Annotated in this window: 17 protein-coding genes; 9 read left to right on the forward strand and 8 right to left on the reverse strand. The window is 61.7% G+C overall.

What is annotated here, in order from left to right; genetic code table 11:
• Window positions 1–191 precede the first annotated feature (191 nt).
• The 3 genes from VNV36_RS25370 to VNV36_RS25380 all read left to right on the forward strand — a co-directional run bounded on the left by VNV36_RS25370 (window position 192) and on the right by VNV36_RS25380 (window position 4,087).
• A complete protein-coding gene (locus VNV36_RS25370; RefSeq protein WP_325721759.1) occupies window positions 192–1,469 on the forward strand; it encodes an acetyl-CoA C-acetyltransferase in 1,278 nt (425 codons plus the stop codon).
• A gap of 332 nt (window positions 1,470–1,801) precedes the next feature.
• On the forward strand, window positions 1,802–2,698 hold the full coding sequence (locus VNV36_RS25375) for a PA4780 family RIO1-like protein kinase (RefSeq protein WP_325721761.1): 897 nt from the start codon (window positions 1,802–1,804) through the stop codon (window positions 2,696–2,698).
• Between the two features lie 180 nt (window positions 2,699–2,878).
• Entirely contained in the window at window positions 2,879–4,087 is a 1,209-nt protein-coding gene (locus VNV36_RS25380; protein ID WP_325721763.1) for an MFS transporter, read from the forward strand.
• Here the strand turns inward: VNV36_RS25380 and cueR are convergent.
• The 3 genes from cueR to VNV36_RS25400 all read right to left on the reverse strand — a co-directional run bounded on the left by cueR (window position 4,041) and on the right by VNV36_RS25400 (window position 7,421).
• Window positions 4,041–4,454: a Cu(I)-responsive transcriptional regulator gene (gene cueR / locus VNV36_RS25385; protein ID WP_325721765.1), complete on the reverse strand. Its 414-nt coding sequence runs from the start codon at window positions 4,452–4,454 to the stop codon at window positions 4,041–4,043. The two genes, VNV36_RS25380 and cueR, sit on opposite strands and share 47 nt — an antisense overlap.
• Window positions 4,451–6,844 carry a copper resistance metal-translocating P1-type ATPase CueA gene (gene cueA / locus VNV36_RS25390; RefSeq protein WP_325721767.1) on the reverse strand — a complete coding sequence of 798 codons (2,394 nt, stop codon included), beginning with the start codon at window positions 6,842–6,844 and terminating at the stop codon, window positions 4,451–4,453. The genes cueR and cueA overlap by 4 nt, the downstream gene beginning before the upstream one ends.
• A 193-nt stretch (window positions 6,845–7,037) precedes the next feature.
• Complete coding sequence (locus VNV36_RS25400; protein WP_325721769.1) at window positions 7,038–7,421, reverse strand: hypothetical protein; 384 nt, start codon at window positions 7,419–7,421, stop codon at window positions 7,038–7,040.
• Window positions 7,422–7,569: 148 nt separating this feature from the next.
• Here VNV36_RS25400 and VNV36_RS25405 point away from each other — a divergent pair, with 148 nt between their 5' ends.
• Both VNV36_RS25405 and VNV36_RS25410 read left to right on the forward strand, forming a co-directional pair.
• A complete protein-coding gene (locus VNV36_RS25405) occupies window positions 7,570–7,767 on the forward strand; it encodes a cation transporter (protein WP_325721771.1) in 198 nt (65 codons plus the stop codon).
• A gap of 87 nt (window positions 7,768–7,854) precedes the next feature.
• On the forward strand, window positions 7,855–9,051 hold the full coding sequence (locus tag VNV36_RS25410; protein ID WP_325721773.1) for a multidrug effflux MFS transporter: 1,197 nt from the start codon (window positions 7,855–7,857) through the stop codon (window positions 9,049–9,051).
• Between the two features lie 5 nt (window positions 9,052–9,056).
• Here the strand turns inward: VNV36_RS25410 and VNV36_RS25415 are convergent, their stop codons facing one another.
• Both VNV36_RS25415 and VNV36_RS25420 read right to left on the reverse strand, forming a co-directional pair.
• Complete coding sequence (locus tag VNV36_RS25415) at window positions 9,057–9,230, reverse strand: hypothetical protein (protein WP_186547404.1); 174 nt, start codon at window positions 9,228–9,230, stop codon at window positions 9,057–9,059.
• A gap of 152 nt (window positions 9,231–9,382) precedes the next feature.
• Window positions 9,383–10,396, reverse strand: a complete 1,014-nt coding sequence (locus tag VNV36_RS25420; RefSeq protein WP_325721776.1) for a zinc-binding alcohol dehydrogenase family protein — start codon at window positions 10,394–10,396, stop codon at window positions 9,383–9,385.
• A 120-nt stretch (window positions 10,397–10,516) separates the two neighbouring features.
• Between VNV36_RS25420 and vimR the strand changes: the two genes are divergently transcribed.
• The 3 genes from vimR to VNV36_RS25435 all read left to right on the forward strand — a co-directional run bounded on the left by vimR (window position 10,517) and on the right by VNV36_RS25435 (window position 14,006).
• A complete protein-coding gene (gene vimR / locus VNV36_RS25425; RefSeq protein WP_325721778.1) occupies window positions 10,517–11,446 on the forward strand; it encodes a transcription regulator VimR in 930 nt (309 codons plus the stop codon).
• 318 nt (window positions 11,447–11,764) lie between these two features.
• A complete protein-coding gene (locus VNV36_RS25430) occupies window positions 11,765–12,499 on the forward strand; it encodes an ArsR/SmtB family transcription factor (RefSeq protein WP_325721780.1) in 735 nt (244 codons plus the stop codon).
• Window positions 12,500–12,626: 127 nt separating this feature from the next.
• Window positions 12,627–14,006: an MFS transporter gene (locus VNV36_RS25435; RefSeq protein WP_325721782.1), complete on the forward strand. Its 1,380-nt coding sequence runs from the start codon at window positions 12,627–12,629 to the stop codon at window positions 14,004–14,006.
• 97 nt (window positions 14,007–14,103) lie between these two features.
• Here VNV36_RS25435 and VNV36_RS25440 read toward each other — a convergent pair whose 3' ends face one another.
• From VNV36_RS25440 to VNV36_RS25450, 3 genes are all read right to left on the reverse strand, one after another.
• A complete protein-coding gene (locus VNV36_RS25440; protein ID WP_325721784.1) occupies window positions 14,104–15,057 on the reverse strand; it encodes an adenosine deaminase in 954 nt (317 codons plus the stop codon).
• Window positions 15,058–15,137: 80 nt separating this feature from the next.
• Window positions 15,138–16,103, reverse strand: a complete 966-nt coding sequence (locus VNV36_RS25445; protein ID WP_325721786.1) for an isopenicillin N synthase family dioxygenase — start codon at window positions 16,101–16,103, stop codon at window positions 15,138–15,140.
• A gap of 143 nt (window positions 16,104–16,246) precedes the next feature.
• Window positions 16,247–17,320 carry a BMP family ABC transporter substrate-binding protein gene (locus VNV36_RS25450; RefSeq protein ID WP_325721788.1) on the reverse strand — a complete coding sequence of 358 codons (1,074 nt, stop codon included), beginning with the start codon at window positions 17,318–17,320 and terminating at the stop codon, window positions 16,247–16,249.
• 287 nt (window positions 17,321–17,607) lie between these two features.
• On the opposite strand from VNV36_RS25450, the gene VNV36_RS25455 reads away from it, so the two are divergent.
• Entirely contained in the window at window positions 17,608–18,699 is a 1,092-nt protein-coding gene (locus VNV36_RS25455) for a calcium:cation antiporter (protein WP_325721790.1), read from the forward strand.
• The last annotated feature ends 66 nt before the right edge of the window (window positions 18,700–18,765 follow it).

Below are 18,765 nucleotides of genomic sequence, written 5' to 3' on the forward strand. Positions count from 1 at the left end.
GCATTAAGGCCTACGCTTGAACATTCAGGTTTAGCAGGTCTTGCAGATAAATGCGGTTCATGTGGGAGCGAGCCTGCTCGCGAAGGCGGTGCATCAGGCCCTGAAGATGCCGAATCTGCCGGCCTCTTCGCGAGCAGGCTCGCTCCCACAGGGATTGTGCAAATTTCGACCATTTGGAAAAGGAGCTTTTCATGACCCAGCTGCGCCGCGTCGCGATCATCGGCGGTAACCGCATCCCCTTCGCCCGCTCCAACGGCCCGTACGCCACGGCCAGCAATCAGGCGATGCTGACTGCCGCGCTGGAAGGCCTGATCGAGCGCTACAACCTGCACGGCCAACGTATCGGCGAAGTGGTGGCGGGGGCGGTGCTGAAATTGTCACGGGATATGAACCTGACCCGCGAATGCGTGCTCGGCTCGCGCCTGTCTCCGGCGACGCCGGCCTACGACATCCAGCAAGCCTGCGGCACTGGTCTGGAAGCGGCGTTGCTGGTGGCCAACAAGATCGCCCTCGGCCAGATCGACTGCGGCATCGCCGGCGGCGTTGACACCACCTCGGACGCGCCGATCAGCGTCAGCGAAGGCCTGCGCAGGATTCTTCTGCAAGCCAACCGTGCCAGAAGCACCGGCGACAAACTGAAAACCCTTCTGCAATTGCGCCCCCGACACCTGATTCCCGAATTTCCGCGCAATGGCGAGCCGCGTACGGGCCTGTCCATGGGCCAGCATTGCGAGTTGATGGCGCAAACCTGGAACATCCCCCGCGAAGAACAGGATCAACTGGCCCTCGAGAGCCATCACAAGCTCGCCGCGTCTTACAGCGAAGGCTGGCACAACGACCTGATGACGCCGTTTCTTGGCCTGACCCGCGACAATAATCTCCGTGCGGATCTGACCCTGGAAAAACTCGCCACGCTGAAACCGGCTTTCGAGAAAAGCGCCAAGGGCACACTGACGGCGGGCAACTCCACGCCGCTCACCGACGGTGCTTCGGTGGTGTTGCTCGGCAGTGAAGAATGGGCGAGAGAGCGTGGTCTGCCGATCCTCGCTTACCTGCGCGACGGCGAGGCGGCGGCGGTGGACTTCGTCAACGGCGCCGAAGGGCTGTTGATGGCGCCGGTCTATGCCGTGCCCCGCTTGCTGGCGCGTAACGGCCTGACCTTGCAGGATTTCGATTACTACGAAATTCACGAAGCGTTCGCCGCGCAGGTGCTGTGCACGCTCAAGGCCTGGGAGGATCCCGAATATTGCAAAACCCGTTTGGGACTCGACGCACCGCTGGGCTCGATTGATCGCAGTCGGCTTAATGTGAAGGGCAGTTCGCTGGCGGCGGGGCATCCGTTTGCCGCGACGGGCGGGCGGATCGTGGCGAATCTGGCCAACCTGCTGGATGCGGCTGGCAAGGGGCGGGGGTTGATTTCGATTTGTGCGGCGGGTGGGCAGGGTGTCACCGCCATTATCGAACGCTAAGCAGTATTTCAATGTGGGAGCGAGCTTGCTCGCGAAGGGGCCGTGTCATTCGCCATCATTCTTTGCTGACAGACCGCTTTCGCGAGCAAGCTCGCTCCCACAGGATTTGTGCTGTATCAGCATGTCAGATTCTGTCGCAAATGCCCTTGCCGGCCGATACCAATCAATGCCACGGTCTCGGCTATGATTCGCCCCGGTCGTTGCATTTGATCCGGCACAGTGTGTGCATCCTCAAGGTGCACAGGTCGGCAACCCCTCCCCGTCGGGCGAGGATTGCCGTATAACGAGTGACATTCGCGTGTTTGGTAATAAAGGACCCACAATAAAAGCTGATGAAGACTCCAAAACGCATTGAACCCCTGATCGAGGACGGTCTGGTCGACGAAGTGCTGCGCCCACTGATGAGTGGCAAAGAGGCAGCTGTTTATGTAGTGCGCTGCGGCAATCAGTTACGTTGCGCCAAGGTCTACAAGGAGGCGAATAAACGCAGTTTCCGCCAGGCGGCCGAGTATCAGGAAGGTCGCAAGGTTCGCAACAGCCGTCAGGCCCGGGCCATGGCCAAGGGTTCCAAGTTCGGACGCAAGGAAACCGAAGACGCCTGGCAGAACGCCGAAGTGGCGGCGCTGTTTCGTCTGGCCGGTGCCGGTGTGCGAGTGCCCAAACCCTATGACTTCCTCGACGGAGTGCTGTTGATGGAACTGGTGGCCGACGAATTCGGTGACGCCGCGCCGCGTCTGAACGACGTAGTGCTGGAGCCGGATCAGGCGCGCGAGTATCACGCCTTCCTGATTTCGCAGATCGTGCTGATGTTGTGTACCGGTCTGGTGCACGGTGACCTGTCCGAGTTCAACGTGCTGCTGACACCGACCGGCCCGGTCATCATCGACCTGCCGCAAGCGGTTGATGCGGCGGGCAACAACCACGCCTTCAGCATGCTCGAACGTGACGTCGGCAACATGGCTTCGTACTTCGGCCGTTTCGCGCCGGAGTTGAAGAAGACCAGGTACGCCAAGGAAATGTGGGCGTTGTACGAAGCCGGTACCTTGCACCCGAACAGCGTGCTGACCGGTGAATTCGACGATCCTGAAGACCTGGCCGATGTCGGCGGGGTGCTGCGCGAAATCGAAGCGGCGCGCCTCGACGAGGAACGCAAGCAGGCCATCCGTGCGGCAGAGGACGCGCCGAAAGGCAAACCCGAAGAACCGCCTCCACCGCCCTGGATGCAGTGATCGCTTGACGAGAAACCCGGCTTCGGCCGGGTTTTTTGTGCCTGCGCTTTTTCCGCAAACGCGAGCATGCCCTTGTAGGAGCTGCCGAAGGCTGCGATCTTTGCTGTTGCTTTTAAGGGGCAGATCAAAAGATCGTCCGAACGCGGCCCGAGCCTTCGGCAGCTCCTACAAGGACTGAATGTGACCACCCCACGCAACACCCACCTGATCGTCAGCGCCCGGCTGATCTCCGATTTCGGCGCGTTCCTCAACATGGTGGCATTGGCCACTTACGTCTATCTGCTGAGTAACAGCGCCGTCAGCGTCGGCATCTTCCTCGCCAGCCGCGTCGGTGGCGGGATTTTTGCCAGTCTGATTGGCACTCGGTTCTACCGGCGCTGGCAGGGCCGCGCGCCGCTGATTGCTTTCGATCTGTTGCGCGCTGCACTGCTGGGGCTGCTGTTGTTCACACCGGCGAGTCAGCAGGCATGGCTGTTGCCGCTCATCGCCTTCGGCCTCGGCCTGGGCAATTCAATGTTCGCCATCGGCCTCAACAGCCAGTTGCCGCGTTTGATCGAGCCGGCGCATCTGCTCAAAGCCAATGCCTGGATAACCTCGGCATCCTCAGCGGCAATGGTCGGCGGCAGTCTGGTGTCAGGTCTGCTGGTGGCCGCTTTTGGTTTCGAAACGGTCTTCGCGCTCAATGCGCTGACCTATTTGCTCGCGGCGATGCTGATCGTGCCACTGCGTTTCGAGAAGGCAGACATCAGCGAACAGCCGGAACGCGGCGAATGGTTTGCCCTCCGGCAGGGACTGCGTTCGGCGCCGGTGGTCGCGGCGATGCTCGCCGTAACCATGGCGGATACCTTGGGCAGCGCCGCGCATAACGTGGGTTTCCCGATCATTTCGAAACTGCTCACACCCGATGCGGCGAGCACCACCTTAGGCCTGGCGCTTGCGGTGTGGGCCAGCGGCAAACTGCTCGGCGCGCGCATCGCCAGTCATCTGAAGGGCTCGGAGAATAGCCATCTCGAACGAAGGTTTTTCTGCGGCGTGGCGTTGATGTCATGCGGTTTCATCCTGATGTTCCAGCAGCACAGCCTCTACGGTCTGCTGCTGTTCGCCTTGCCGGCGGGGCTGGGCGATGGCGTTTGCGAGGTGAGCTTGCTGTCACGACTGCAACGGGAGCCTACGGCTTTGCGCCTGCCGATTTTCAGCGTGCTGACCTTGCTGCAGATGACCGGTTTCGGCATCGGCATGCTGGTCGCCGCACCGTTCTATGCGTGGTGGGCGCCCGGCGCCGTGGTCATGCTATTCCACGGCATTCCCCTCGGCACCTTGTGCGTGGTGACGCTGTTGCGGATCAGGCGCGAGCGGGTTGCGCGCAGCAGCCCGACGCCAGTTCCTTGAGGATCGGGCAGTCCGGGCGGTGGTCGCCGCTGCAGTGCTCGACCAGATCCTCCAGGGTGTCGCGCAATTCGCCCAGCTCGCGGATCTTCTGATTCAGCTCGTCGATGTGCTGGCGCGCCAGTGCCTTCACATCGGCGCTGGCGCGCTGCCGATCCTGCCAGAGGGTCAACAGCTTGCCGACTTCCTCCAGCGAAAAACCCAGATCCCGCGAGCGCTTGATAAACGCCAGCGTATGCAGGTCATCGCTGCCGTACACGCGGTAACCGCTGTCGGTGCGATTTGCCGCTTTGAGCAAGCCGATCGACTCGTAATAACGGATCATTTTTGCGCTCAGGCCGCTCTGGCGGGCTGCTTGGCCGATGTTCACCGGTGTTCCTCCAGGTCTTTGGGTTTCCAGGTTTTCAACAGTAGCGCATTGCTCACCACACTGACGCTCGACAGCGCCATCGCCGCACCGGCCAGCACCGGATTGAGGAAGCCGAACACCGCCAGCGGAATGCCGATCAGGTTGTAGACGAAGGCCCAGAACAGGTTCTGGCGAATCTTCGCGTAGGTCTTGCGACTGATCTCCAGTGCCGCCGGCACCAGCCGCGGATCGCCGCGCATCAACGTAATGCCGGCCGCGTGCATGGCCACGTCAGTACCGCCGCCCATGGCGATGCCGATGTCTGCGGCGGCGAGGGCCGGTGCGTCGTTGATGCCGTCGCCGACCATGGCGACCACACCGGTTTTCTTCAGCTCGGCGACGGTCGCGGCCTTGTCGGCCGGCAGCACTTCGGCGTGGACATTGCCGATGCCCAAGGCCTCGGCCACCACGCGCGCGCTGCCGTGGTTGTCGCCGGTCAGCAGATGGCTGTGGATACCCCGGGCAGCCAGTTGTTGCACCGCTTGCAGGGCACCGGGTTTCAAGGTGTCGCCGAAGGCGAACAAGCACAATACTTTTGGCTCGGGACTTTGTTCGATCAGCCATGACAAGGTGCGGCCTTCGCTCTCCCAGGCTTTGGCTGATTCGCTCAGGTGACCCGCGTTCAGTCCACTTTCCTCGAGCAGCCGCCGATTGCCCAGCGCCAGGCGCCGGCCATCAAGTGTGCCGGCGATGCCGCGCCCGGTCAGCGACTGGCTGTCGCTGACATCGGGCACATGCAAACCGCGTTCGGCAGCCGCATCCAGCACGGCTTTGGCCAAGGGATGCTCACTGCCGCGCTGCAACGCGCCGGCCAGCGTCAGCAGATTGTTTTCGTCACCCTCGAGCGCGCTGAAATGGGCAATACGCGGTGTCCCCGAGGTCAGCGTGCCGGTCTTGTCGAACACCACGCTGCTGACTTCATGGGCGCGCTCCAGCGCTTCGGCGTCCTTGATCAGAATGCCGTGGCGCGCGGCGACGCCCGTGCCGGCCATGATCGCGGTCGGAGTGGCCAGGCCGAGGGCGCACGGGCAGGCGATCACCAGCACGGCGACAGCATTGATCACCGCGGTTTCCAGCGGCGCGCCATACAGCCACCAGCCAATCAGTGTGACCAGAGCAATCAGCAACACGGTCGGCACAAAGATCTGGCTGACCTTGTCCACCAGTTTCTGGATCGGTGCTTTCGCCGCCTGCGCGTCCTCGACCAGACGAATGATCCGCGCCAGCACGGTTTCCGCGCCGAGTGCCTGAGTGCGCACCAGCAAACGCCCCTCGCCATTGATGGCGCCGCCGGTGACCTTGTCGCCCGGTTGTTTCGGCACTGGCAGGCTTTCGCCGCTGATCAGTGCCTCGTCGGCGTGGCTCTGGCCTTCGATGACTTCGCCGTCGACCGGAAAGCGCTCGCCCGGTTTGACCAGCACCAGATCGTCGAGGCGCAGTGCGCTGATAGCGACGTCCTGCTCACGGCCGTCGATCACCTGAATCGCCCGTTCTGGACGCAACGCTTCAAGGGCGCGGATGGCGCTGGCGGTCTGGCGTTTGGCGCGGCTCTCGAGATATTTGCCGAGCAGCACCAGGGCAATAACCACTGCCGATGCTTCGAAATACAGATGCGGCATGCGCCCGTCGGCGCTGGCCCATTCATACACGCTCAGGCCATAACCGGCGCTGGTGCCAAGGGCGACGAGCAGATCCATGTTGCCGGCACCGGCGCGCACGGCTTTCCACGCTGCCACGTAGAAGCGCGCACCGAAAATGAATTGCACGGGCGTGGCGAGGGCGAACTGCGCCCAGGCCGGGAGCATCCAGTGAATGCCGAACGGCTGCAGCAGCATCGGCAACACCAGCGGCAGGGCGAGGGCGATCGCGCAGATCAATGCCCAGCGCTCACGGTGCAGACGTTTTTGCTGGTCATCGGATTGCGCCCGCTCGGCTTGCCAGACGCTGGCCGAATAACCGGCCTTGCTCACCGCATCGAGCAGGGTTTGCGCATCGACTTGACCGAGCAATTCGATATGCGCACGTTCGTTGGCCAGATTGACGCTGACACTGTTCACGCCGGCGACTTTGCTCAGCGCACGTTCGACGCGACCGACGCAGGACGCACAGGTCATGCCGTCGATGCTCAGCTCGACGGTTTGCCGGGGCACGCTGTAACCGGCGCGCTCTACGGCTTGCATCAGCGCCGGCAGGCTGTCGCCGGGCGCCTGCACCCGGGCCTGCTCGGTGGCGAGGTTGACGCTGACGGCACTGGCGCCGCTGACCTTGCGCAAGGCCCGCTCGACACGCCCGGCGCAACTGGCGCAGGTCATGCCGACAATCGGCAGATCGAAAGTGGTGGATTCGGACATCGGTCGCACTCCCTGTAGTGGATGCCTACAAGGATCAACCTTGCCATGCGGGCAAGGTCAAGCGCCATTATTCAAGCCGCAGAACGAACTGTGGGAGCGAGCCTGCTCGCGAAAGCGGTGTATCAGTCCACATCATCGCTGAATGAACTACCGCATTCGCGAGCAGGCTCGCTCCCACAGGTCGGCGATCTGCTCAGTAACCGAGGCCTGCCGGTTTCAGGTACACGCCTTCGGCATTCATCGCCAAGCGGAACTTGAGCACGTCACCGGCATGCAACACGACTTCCTGCGAGCCCGGCGCCAGCATGCCCGGACTGCAACCCGGCGCCTGACCCGGCAACAGTTTCAAACGCAGCGAAACCTTGCCCGGTGGCAAGTTGAACGACGTGCTCTGCTCCTGAAACAGGCGAGCCGAGAGCTGGTCCTGGATGTACACGCCAATCTCGCACGAGGTCGCTACTTCGAGGCGCTCGCGGGAGATGATCAGTACCGCGTAGTCCTCACCGGCGGCTTGCACCTGAGGAACGGCGGCGAAAAGGCTGAGCAAGCCAAACAGGCTCAAAGCTGACCAGCGCATGGCTGAATCTCCTGAATTCAAGTCATTGATGCACGCAGCTTGGCCGAGCGCGACGCCGATTGCCAGCCCGGCAGTTTTTCGCAGAACTTGACCTTGCCATCGTGGCAAGCTCGAGACTGGCGGCAACCTCACTCAAAGGAGTCTTCCCATGCAAGTGTTCAACGTTCAAGGCATGTCCTGCGGTCATTGCGTCAAAGCCATTACCAATGCCGTGCAGGCGCTGGATCCGGCGGCCAGCGTCCGCGTCGATCTGCCAGCAAAAGAAGTCGGCGTTGAAAGCGCGCTGAGTGCCGATCAGGTCATCGATGCGATTCGCGAAGAAGGTTATGAGGTGAAGCTCGTCTGAAATTGATCGTTAGCGAGCTATCGGAATGTTCAAGGCGTCCGGGCGCGGCTAGACTGTCGGGCTGCGACTTGCCCCCCTGGATGCCTGATGAATTTCCGCACGATTTTGATACTCGGCGCCTTGAGCGCTTTCGGTCCTTTGGCGATCGACTTCTATTTACCGGCGTTTCCGGCCATGGCGCTGGCGTTCGGCACCGATGAGCAGCATGTTCAACTGACGCTGGCAGCGTATTTCCTCGGCCTGTCGCTGGGCCAACTGGCCTACGGCCCGATCGCTGACCGTTTCGGGCGGCGCATTCCGCTGCTCAGCGGCGTCGGCCTGTTCACCCTGGCGTCATTGGCCTGCGCCTATGCGCCGAATCTGGAATGGCTGATCGCCGCGCGTTTCGTCCAGGCATTGGGCGGCTGCGCGGGCATGGTGATTTCCCGCGCCGTGGTCGCCGACAAGTGTGACGCGGTGGGCTCGGCGAAGGTGTTTTCCCAACTGATGCTGGTGATGGGCCTGGCACCGATTCTGGCGCCGATGCTCGGTGGTCTGCTGGTCAACACCACCGGCTGGCAGTCGATCTTTCTGGTGCTGACCGGCTTCAGTGCGCTGGCGGGTCTGGCGGTGGCGCTGGGTCTGCCGGAAAGCATGCCGGCGCATCTGCCGCGGCAGCCGTTGTCCGGTGCGTTGCGCCAGTACGGGCGACTGCTCAAGGACTCGGTCTACCTCGGCCACGCCCTGACCGGCGGTATCGCCATCGCCGGAATGTTCGCCTACATCGCCGGTTCACCCTTTGTTTTCATCAAGCTCTACGGCGTACCGGCCGAGCATTTCGGCTGGCTGTTCGGCACCAACGCGGCGGGCTTCATTCTGGTGGCGCAAGTCAATGCGCGGCTGCTGGCCAAACGCGGCCCGGCGTTTTTGCTGGTGCGCGCCGTGTGGGTGTATTTCCTCGCCGGCCTGACGTTGCTGGCGGTCGGCGCGATGCGCCCTGAAGCGCTGTGGCCGCTGCTGATTCCGCTGTTCATCTGCATTGCCAGCCTCGGCTGCATCATTCCCAATGCCTCGGCTTGTGCGATGAACGGTCAGGGCGCGCGCGCCGGCAGTGCGTCGGCGATGCTCGGTTGCCTGCAATTCAGCATCGCCGCCGGCGCGGCAGCGTTGGTGGGGGTTTTGCACGATGGCAGCGCCGTGCCGATGGCCATGGTCATCAGCCTGTGCGGTTTGCTGGTGGTCAGCGTCGCGCTGCTCACCCGGCGCTTGCACAATGCCCGGGCGCTGGCGCAAGCCCAGGTTTGAGCGCTTCAGCCGGCGGCGCGTTGCTGGCTGTGTTCGGGAATCCGGTGGGGCGCGCAGAGTCGCGCTTCGAGGGTGCGAGTGAAAGCCAGGGCCTCGGCCTCACTGCGAAAGGTTACAACGTGTTGGTCCAGGCGAACCTGCCATTGGGACTTTGCCACTTCTTTTATCAGGATCTTCATTGCTGACCTCCCTTGCGTAAAAGATGTATCGCAGAGGCTTCGATTGTAGACCCCAATACCAGCGCAATTGTGACAAGCCTCAGGCAACTGACTGACGGCAAAAAACCTTCGCAGCCCCTGTAGGAGCTGCCGAAGGCTGCGATCTTTTGACTTTAGAAACCTTCTAAAACAATTTTTCCCTTGGCCTTGCCGCTTTCCAGCAGCTCGTGAGCGCGGCGCAGGTTGGCCGCGTTGATCACGCCGAAGTGCTCGCCCAAGGTGGTCTTCAAGGTGCCGGCGTCAATCAGCTCGGCGACGCGGTTGAGCAGCTTGTGCTGTTCGATCATGTCCGGCGTTTCGAACAGCGAGCGGGTGTACATGAACTCCCAGTGCAACGACAGGCTTTTGCGTTTGAGCAGGCCGATATCGAGCGACTTCGGATCGTCGATCAGCGCGAGCCTGCCTTGTGGCGCGAGGGCTTCGACCAGTTGCGGCAGGTGCTGATCGGTCTGGGTCAGGCTGGCGACGTGGGTCACACTGTCGATGCCGGCGCGTTTCAGTTCTTCGCTCAGCGGCTGGCTGTGATCGATGACCAGATCGGCGCCCAGTCCGTTGACCCAGTCGCGGGTTTGCGCACGCGATGCGCTGCCGATCACCTTCAACCCGGTCAGTTGCCTGGCCAGTTGTGTGAGTATCGAACCCACACCGCCCGCCGCGCCAACGATCAGCAGACTCTGGCCTTCGTCGGTATCGCCTTGTTGAATTTGCAGACGTTCAAAGAGCAGCTCCCACGCAGTGATCGCGGTCAGCGGCAGGGCGGCGGCTTCGGCAAAACCGAGGGTCCTGGGCATGTGCCCGACAATTCGCTCATCGACCACGTGCAACTCGCTGTTGCCGCCCGCGCGGGCAATCGAGCCGGCGTAGAAGACCTTATCGCCAGCCTTGAACAGGCTGACGTCGCTGCCCACCGCCTTGACCACACCGGCGACATCCCAGCCCAGCACTTTCGCCGCACCGTTTTCCGGGGCCACGTTCTGCCGCACTTTGGTATCGACCGGATTGACCGAGATGGCTTTGACTTCCACCAACAGGTCGCGCGGGCCGGGGACCGGTTCTGGCAGTTCGATGTCCTCCAGGGAATTGGCGTCGCTGATCGGCAGGGAAGCGTAATAGGCGATGGCTTTCATGAGTGGCTCCGTACAGTTGATTCGAAATCGATGGAGGCCATCATTGGCTATTTCTCTGCGGGATAAAACCGGCTAAAAGAGCAGTCTCTTTCAATTTTTTTTTGATAATCGAGGCTGAGCATGTTGCGTTTCGATGACTTGCAGTTGTTTGTCCGTGCGGCGGATCTGGGCAGTCTGTCAGCGGCGGCACGGGTGATGGACATGTCCGCCGCCGTGGCCAGCGCGGCGTTGAAGCGCATCGAGCAGCAACTCGGCGCGCGGCTGCTGGCGCGTTCGACTCGCAGTCTGCGCCTGACCGCGGAGGGCGAAGGCTTCCTCGAATACGCCCGCGCTGCCTTGAGCAATCTCGATGAGGGGCGTCGTCTGCTCGCCAGCGGTCAGGATCAGGTCAGCGGGATTTTGCAGTTGTCGGCGCCTTCGGACTTCGGTCGCAATCTGCTGCTGCCGTGGCTCGATCAGTTCCAGCGGGAACATCCGAATCTGACGGTGCGGTTGTTGCTCGGCGACCGCATCGCCGACCTGTTCCGGCAGCCGGTGGACGTTGCCCTGCGTTACGGCGAACCGGAAGACTCCTGCCTGGTCGCCCTGCCCATCGCTGCGCACAACCGCCGTGTGTTGTGTGCTTCGCCCGATTATCTGGCCCGGCATGGAGAACCGCACCAGCTTGAGCAACTGGCCCAGCACAATTGTTTGTTGTACATGCTCGGCAGCCGCGTTCATGACCACTGGAGTTTTCATGATGGCAAGCGCGAAGTCGGTCTGACCGTCAGCGGCGACCGCTTCAGCGATGACGCCGACGTCGTGCGCTTATGGGCGCTGGCCGGCGCTGGGATCGCCTATAAATCCTGGTTGGACGTCGGCAGCGATGTGCTGGCCGGGCGTCTGAAAGTGCTGATGCCGGAACTGCTCTGTGAGCGCGCACCGCTGAATCTGTTGTGCGCCCATCGCGCACAATTGAGTAAGCCAGTGAACCTGTTGAGGGAGATGCTCGCCAGCCGATGCGCCGAATTGAGTAGTCAATTTCCCGGTTTCCTCAAAGTTGATCATTAGTCGCAGGCAAATAGAGAAATTTCTGTCAGGAACAATCGCCACCTGCGCAGGCCCAGGCGCAGGACGTCTGGCTTAACCCGCTTATACTAGCGCCCGCCTCATGCCTGCACTGACACCCTGGCGCGCAGACCCCGTAACGCGTTGCCGGCTTTTTGGTGACGGTTGCAACTTCTGCTGCCAGGTTGTGTGCCGGAGCAGCTTGTGTCGGTGGCATGCCTTGCCTCGATTCAGGGCGATTTTCGCGTGTTGGCCGATGACCGATTAGCGGCCAAGATGTCTCCGAGCGGTAGACGATACGATTCGACAGGGAGTGAACATATGGAACATGCACCGTGCATCAGCCAGATCGCTACATTGCTGGCCGACCCCAAGCGCAGCGCGATGATGTGGGCGTTGATGGATGGCTCGGCCCGCCAGGCCGAGGAGCTGGCGCTGCTGGCCGGGCTCTCGCCGTCGTCGGCCAGTGCACATCTGGGGCGACTGTCCGCAGGTGGTCTGTTGAATGTCGAAATGCGTGGGCGCAAACGCTTCTTTCGCCTGGCGGCCCCGGAAGTCGGCGCCGCCATCGAGGCGCTGGCCAGCGCCACCATCGCCAGCGCGCCGCGGGAAGTTCCCGCCGCGCTGAAACGCTCCACGCCCATGGTCCGGCCACAGGCAGCGCCGTCCTCGCTGTTACGCGCGCGGTTCTGCGACGATCACCTGGGCGGCACCCTGGCGGCCGATCTTTACCAGCGCCTGCTCGATGCCGGCTGGATCGAACAGCTTGAGCAGCGGGTGGTGGTGACACACAAGGGCTCGACCCAACTGGCCCAGCGCGGCGTATTCATTCAGGCTCTGGCGCACCGTAACGTGCAGGTCGCCTGTGCCTGCCCGGACTGGAGCGAGCGCCGTCCGCACATGGGCGGCTCGCTGGGGGCGGCGTTGTTGCAGTTGTTCATGCAGTCCGGCTGGCTGACCTTGCCCAACGATTCGCGCGCCTTGCAGCTGACGGCCAGCGGCCAGCGCGAAATCCATCGTTTTGCCAGGGAAACCGAGCTGGAAACAGCGTTCTAGAGCCTTGCCCTGCGACAAGCTGAAGGGCTGCGTCGTCTACGACTGTGAACAGGTCGCATCCAGTACGACCTCTGAATGACCATCACGCACACTCGATCCGGGGATTTTCCGGATGGGGGAGCAGGACATGAATACTCAACGCTTTAGCGCGGCAGAACGCCTGGAACGACTGCCGGTCAGTGGTTATCACCGCGTCATCTTCACCATCATCGCTCTGGCGTTTTTCTTCGATTCAATGGATCTGGCGATGATGACTTTTCTGCTCGGCTCGATCAAAGCCGAATTCGGCCTGAGCAGTGCCCAAGCCGGGCTGCTCGCCAGCTCGAGCTTTTTCGGCATGGTGCTGGGGGCGTCGTTGTCGGGGATGCTCGCCGACCGGTTCGGGCGAAAACCGGTGTTTCAGTGGAGCATCGTCTTGTGGGGCGTGGCCAGTTACCTGTGTTCGACGGCGCAGACAGTGGAGACGCTGACGCTGTTCCGCATTCTGCTGGGCATTGGCATGGGCATGGAGTTTCCCATCGCGCAATCGATGCTGTCGGAGCTGATTCCGGCGCAACGACGCGGGCGTTACATTGCGCTGATGGACGGCTTCTGGCCGCTGGGGTTCGTCGCGGCAGGCGTGCTGTCGTACTTCCTGCTGCCGCTGATTGGCTGGCGCGATATCTTTCTGGTACTGGCGGTGCCGGCGGTGTTTGTCCTGGCGATCCGTTTTTTCATCCCTGAATCGCCGCGCTGGCTGGAACAGGCCGGGCGCGATGCCGACGCGGACAAAGTGTTGACTGGCATCGAAGCGCGGGTGCGTGCTTCGCTTGGCGGTGCAGCGTTGCCGCAACCGCTGCGTTTGCCACGTACCGTGACACCACCGGGCAATTTCTTCTCGGCACTCAAGCAGATCTGGTCGCCGCAATATCGCCAGCGTACGACGATGATCTGGAGCCTGTGGTTTTTTGCGTTGCTGGGTTTCTACGGGCTCACCTCGTGGCTGAGCGCGCTGCTGCAGCAGTCGGGTTTTGCCGTGACGCAGTCGGTGTATTACACCGTGCTGATCTCGCTGGGCGGGATCCCGGGATTCCTCATGGCCGCGTGGCTGGTGGAGCGTTGGGGGCGCAAACCGGTGTGCATCGTCACCTTGCTCGGCGGCGGGGTGATGGCATTTCTGTACGGGCAGAGCGCGGTGTTTGGCGGCAACGTGGCGTTGCTGATCGGCACTGGATTGCTGATGCAGTTTTTTCTGTTCGGCATGTGGGCGGTGCTCTACACCTACACGCCGGAGCTGTATCCGACCTCGGCGCGGGCAACCGGCTCGGGATTCGCCTCGGCGATCGGCCGCGTCGGTTCGTTGCTCGGGCCATTGGTGACCGGGCTGGTGTTCCCGATTACCGGCCAGGGCGGGGTGTTCGCGCTGGGCGCGGCGTGCTTTGCGATTGCGGCGGCAGTGGTGTGGTTGTTCGGGATGGAGACCCGGGGCAAGACGCTGGAAGAGCTGACCGAATCGACATCAATATGAATGTGGGAGCGAGCCTGCTCGCGAAAGCGGTGTTTCATTCAACGAAAATGTTGACTGACACTCCCTCTTCGCGAGCAGGCTCGCTCCCACATGTTGCTTACGGTTTTACCAACCGCGCATCCAGGCTGTTCTGTGCCAGACGCCGGGCCTGATCCTGAGTCATGCCTAGATGCTCGTGCAGGGCATGGAAGTTTTCGGTCACGTAACCGCCGAAATACGCCGGGTCATCGGAGTTCACCGTAACCTTCACGCCGCGTTCGAGCATGTCGAGGATGTTGTGCTGCGACATGTGATCGAACACGCAGAGCTTGGTGTTCGACAGCGGGCACACGGTCAGCGGGATCTGCTCGTCGATGATGCGCTGCATCAGGCGCTCGTCTTCGATGGCGCGCACACCATGGTCGATACGCTGGATTTTTAGCAGATCGATGGCTTCCCAGATGTACTCCGGCGGGCCTTCTTCACCGGCGTGAGCAACGGTGAGGAAGCCTTCGTCGCGGGCACGATCGAAGACGCGTTTGAACTTGCTCGGCGGGTGACCCATTTCCGAGCTGTCCAGACCCACCGCCACAAACGCGTCACGGAACGGCAGCGCCTGATCCAGGGTTTTCTCGGCTTCTGCTTCGCTCAGATGGCGCAGGAAACTGAGGATCAAACCGCTGCTGATGCCCAGTTGCGTCTCGCCATCCTTGAGCGCGGCGGCGATGCCGTTGAGCACCACTTCAAACGGGATGCCCCGGTCGGTGTGGGTCTGCGGATCGAAGAACGGTTCGGTGTGAATCACGTTCTGGGCCTTGCAGCGCAGCAGGTAGGCCCAGGTCAGGTCGTAGAAATCCTGCGAGGTGCGCAGCACGTCGGCGCCCTGGTAATACAGGTCGAGAAATTCCTGCAGGTTATTGAAGGCATAAGCCTTGCGCAGGGTTTCCACATCGCTCCACGGCAGGGCGATCTTGTTGCGTTCGGCCAGGGCGAACAGCAGTTCCGGCTCCAGCGAACCTTCCAGATGCAGGTGCAGTTCGGCTTTGGGCAGGGCGTTGAGCCAGTCGTACATAGTCTTTTCTCATCAGGTGCAATGCCGGCATTCTACAGAGGCTTGCCGCAACAATTGGCAAAACCTGACCAGGTGATCCATCACACTGTCTGTTGCTCGCGGCGATAGGCATAGGTATCGGCGAAACGCGACAGCAGGAATTCGGCACAACTGGTTGTGGCATATTTCGCCGGATGCTGCGCGTCCTGGCAACCGGGCAGGCATTCGATACGGGTGTCAGGGTGCGGTTCGGCGAAGAACGGCATCGAATAGCGATCCACGCCCAGCGGGCTGATCACCCGGTGCGGGGTCGAGCGATAACGGTCGTTGCTCCAGCGCGCCATCATGTCGCCGAGGTTGACCACGAAGGTGCCGTCGATGGGCGGCGCGTCGATCCATTCGCCTCGCACATTCTTGACCTGCAAGCCACCGGCGCTGTCCTGATACAGCAAGGTGATGCAGCCGTAATCGGTATGGGCACCGGCGCCTTGCTGCTCGGCAGAACTGGCGGTGTGACGGGGTGGGTAATGGATCATGCGCAACACGCTGACCGGCTCGACGAAGCGCGTGTCGAAGAAATCGCGCTCGATGCCCAGCGCAATGGTCATCACCCGCAGCAGAGTTTGCGCCAGCGCCTGCATGTCGAGGTAATGCTGCTCCATCAGCGCTTCCCAGCCAGGCAGCGCCGGATGGCGATTGGGCCCGCGCAACGGTTTTTCCGCGAGCACCTCAGGGTGGTCGGCGGGCAGGTGCAGGCCCATGTCGAAGGTTTCTTTCAGGTCGCTGGGTTTGTCCGGGTCCAGTTGCTCGGTAGCAATCGCACCGTAGCCGCGATGGTGGCGGGTCTGGGTGATGTCGATCCGGAGTTTTTCTGCAGCGGGCAGGGCGAAGAAGCGCCGGGCATGATCGAGCAAGGCCTCGATGCGCTGGACGGAAACCGGATGGCCCTTGATGTAGAAGAAACCCCACTCGCGACAGGCCTGGTCGATCTGTTCGGCGACAGCTGGCCAGGCATTCTCGTCGGGGGTGTAGAGCGGGCTGATGTCGATGATGGGGAGCTGGTTCATACACAATCCTTGAATATCCTGAAGATCCAACTGTGGGAGCGAGCCCGCTCGCGAAAGCGGTAGATCAGACAACTCAACGGTGACTGATCCAACGTCTTCGCGAGCAGGCTCGTTCCCACAGGGCTTTGTGTGAAGCGAGGGGATCACTTCGGCATGTCGGCCTTCATGCCCTCGACGTAATAATTCATCGAGGCCAGTTCCGCGTTGGTCGCACTTGCCCCCGCCGGGATTTTTTCGACACCGGCCTGATCCTTGATCGGCCCGGCGAAGGGCTGCAGCGCGCCACTTTTGATGTCGGCAATCAGCTGCTCTGCTTCGGTCTTTATCGACGCCGGCACCACATCGCTGATCGGCAATTGCACCGTGCCTTCCTTCAACCCGCCCCAATAGTCCTGGGATTTCCAGGTGTGATCGATCACGCCCTGCGTCGCCTGAATGTAGTGCGGAGCCCAGTCGTTAACGATTGAAGTCAGCACCGCTTTCGGACCGAAGTGCGCCATGTCCGAGGCGTAGCCGACGGCATACACGCCGCGCCGTTCGGCGGCCTGGATCGGCGCCGGGCTGTCGGTGTGCTGGAACACCACGTCCACGCCCTGATCGATCAGCGCGTTGGCGGCATCGGCTTCCTTGCCCGGGTCGAACCAGGAGTTGACCCACACCACTTTGATTTCGGTGCCGGGGTTGTACTTGTTCAAGGCCAGTTGAATCGCGTTGATGTCGCGGATCACTTCCGGAATCGGGAACGAGGCGACGTAGCCGATCTTCTTGCTCTTGGTCATCTTCGCCGCGAGGAATCCGCCGACGTAGCGACCCTCATACGTGCGCGCCAGATAGGTGCCGAGGTTCTTGTCCCGCTTGTAACCGGTGGCGTGCTCGAAGGTGACCTTGGGAAACTGTTTGGCGACCTTTACCGTTGGGTTCATGTAGCCGAAAGACGTAGTGAAGATCAGGTCGTATTGGTCCTTGGCCATGTTGCGGATCACCCGCTCGGCGTCGGCACCTTCGGCGACGTTTTCCACGTAGTTGGTGGTGATCTGCGCGCCGAATTTTTCCGCCAGGGCCTTGCGCCCCTGTTCGTGCTGATACGTCCAGCCGTGGTCACCGATCGGGCCGATGTAGACGAAACCGACCTTCAGCGGATCGGCAGCGCTGGCGCTCAGGCTGATGCCCAGGCCGATGGCGGCGTACAGCAATTTGTGCAGCGGACGTATTGGCATGAACCCGGACTCCATTTTGTTGAGTGTGCTCAGGGCCAATGCAAATTGCTGACCAACAGGACAACAAACTTTCGATAACCGCGTGATGGCTATCGCGAGCAGGCTCACTCCTACAGGGGAATACATTTCAACTGTAGGAGTGAGCCTGCTCGCGATAGGGCCCTCAAGGCCAATAAAGGTGCACCTGACGAAGCACCGCCATGGGTTGGTGCGCTAAGGTGTAACGAAACGTTAGCGCCGCCCGGCAGTCAGTAGCTTCATCAGCTCTCTTCGGCAAAAGGCCTTTCATGCTCTCGATCCTCAAACAAGAAAGCTTCCTGCTGCTGGCAGTCCTTGCCGCGTGCGTCGCTTATCCACTGGAACACTGGCTACTGCACAGCGGCCAGATCGTCGCGCTGATCGGCGGCCTGCTGCTGATCGCCTTCATCGTCGCCGCCTCAATGCGCGTGGCCCATCACGCCGAATTGCTCGCGGAGAAGGTCGGCGATCCTTATGGCACGATGATCCTGACGCTCTCGGCGGTGCTGGTCGAAGTGGTGATCCTGGCGATCATGATGAGCAACGAAGCCTCGGCGACGCTGGTGCGCGACACCATCTACTCCGCGGTGATGCTCGACATCAACGGCATCCTCGGCCTCGCCGCGTTGATGGGCGGGATCAAGTATGGCGAGCAGTCCTACAACGACGATTCGGCGCGCAGCTACAGCGTGATGATCCTGACCGCGATGGGCGTGTCGATGGTAGTTCCGGAGTTCATTCCCCAAGCCAACTGGAAGTTGTATTCGGCGTTCACCATCGGCGCGATGGTGGTGCTTTACGCGCTGTTTTTGCGCATGCAGGTCGGCCCGCACAGTTACTTTTTCAGCTACAGCTACCCGGACAAACGCCGCAGGAAAGAACCGGTGGAGCAGGAGCCGAAACCGGTCAGCCTGGCGCTGTCGATCGGCATTCTGGTGGCGGGGGTGGTGATTATCGGCGCACTGGCCGAGGTGATGTCCAAGACCCTCGACCTGGGCCTGGAAGGCACCGGCGCGCCGCCGGTGATCACAGCGATTCTGGTGGCGGCGATTTCGGCGGCACCGGAAATTCTGACCGCATTGCGCGCGGCACTGGCCAACCGCATGCAGTCGGTGGTGAACATTGCGATGGGGGCATCGTTGTCGACGGTGATCCTGACCGTGCCGGTGATGGAAGCGATGGCGCTGTACACCGGCCAGCCGTTTCAAATGGCGATGACCCCGGTGCAGACGGTGATGATCTTCATCACCCTGATCGTCAGCGCGATCAACCTCAATGACGGCGAGACCAATGCAATTGAGGGCATGACGCACTTTGTGCTGTTTGCAACGTTCATCATGCTGTCATTGCTCGGTCTCTAAGCCCAGCCGAGCCCCCTGTAGGAGCTGCCGAAGGCTGCGATCTGTTGATCTTGCTTCTAAAAACAG

The organism is Pseudomonas sp. (genome assembly GCF_035554175.1).
Taxonomy (GTDB): domain Bacteria; phylum Pseudomonadota; class Gammaproteobacteria; order Pseudomonadales; family Pseudomonadaceae; genus Aquipseudomonas.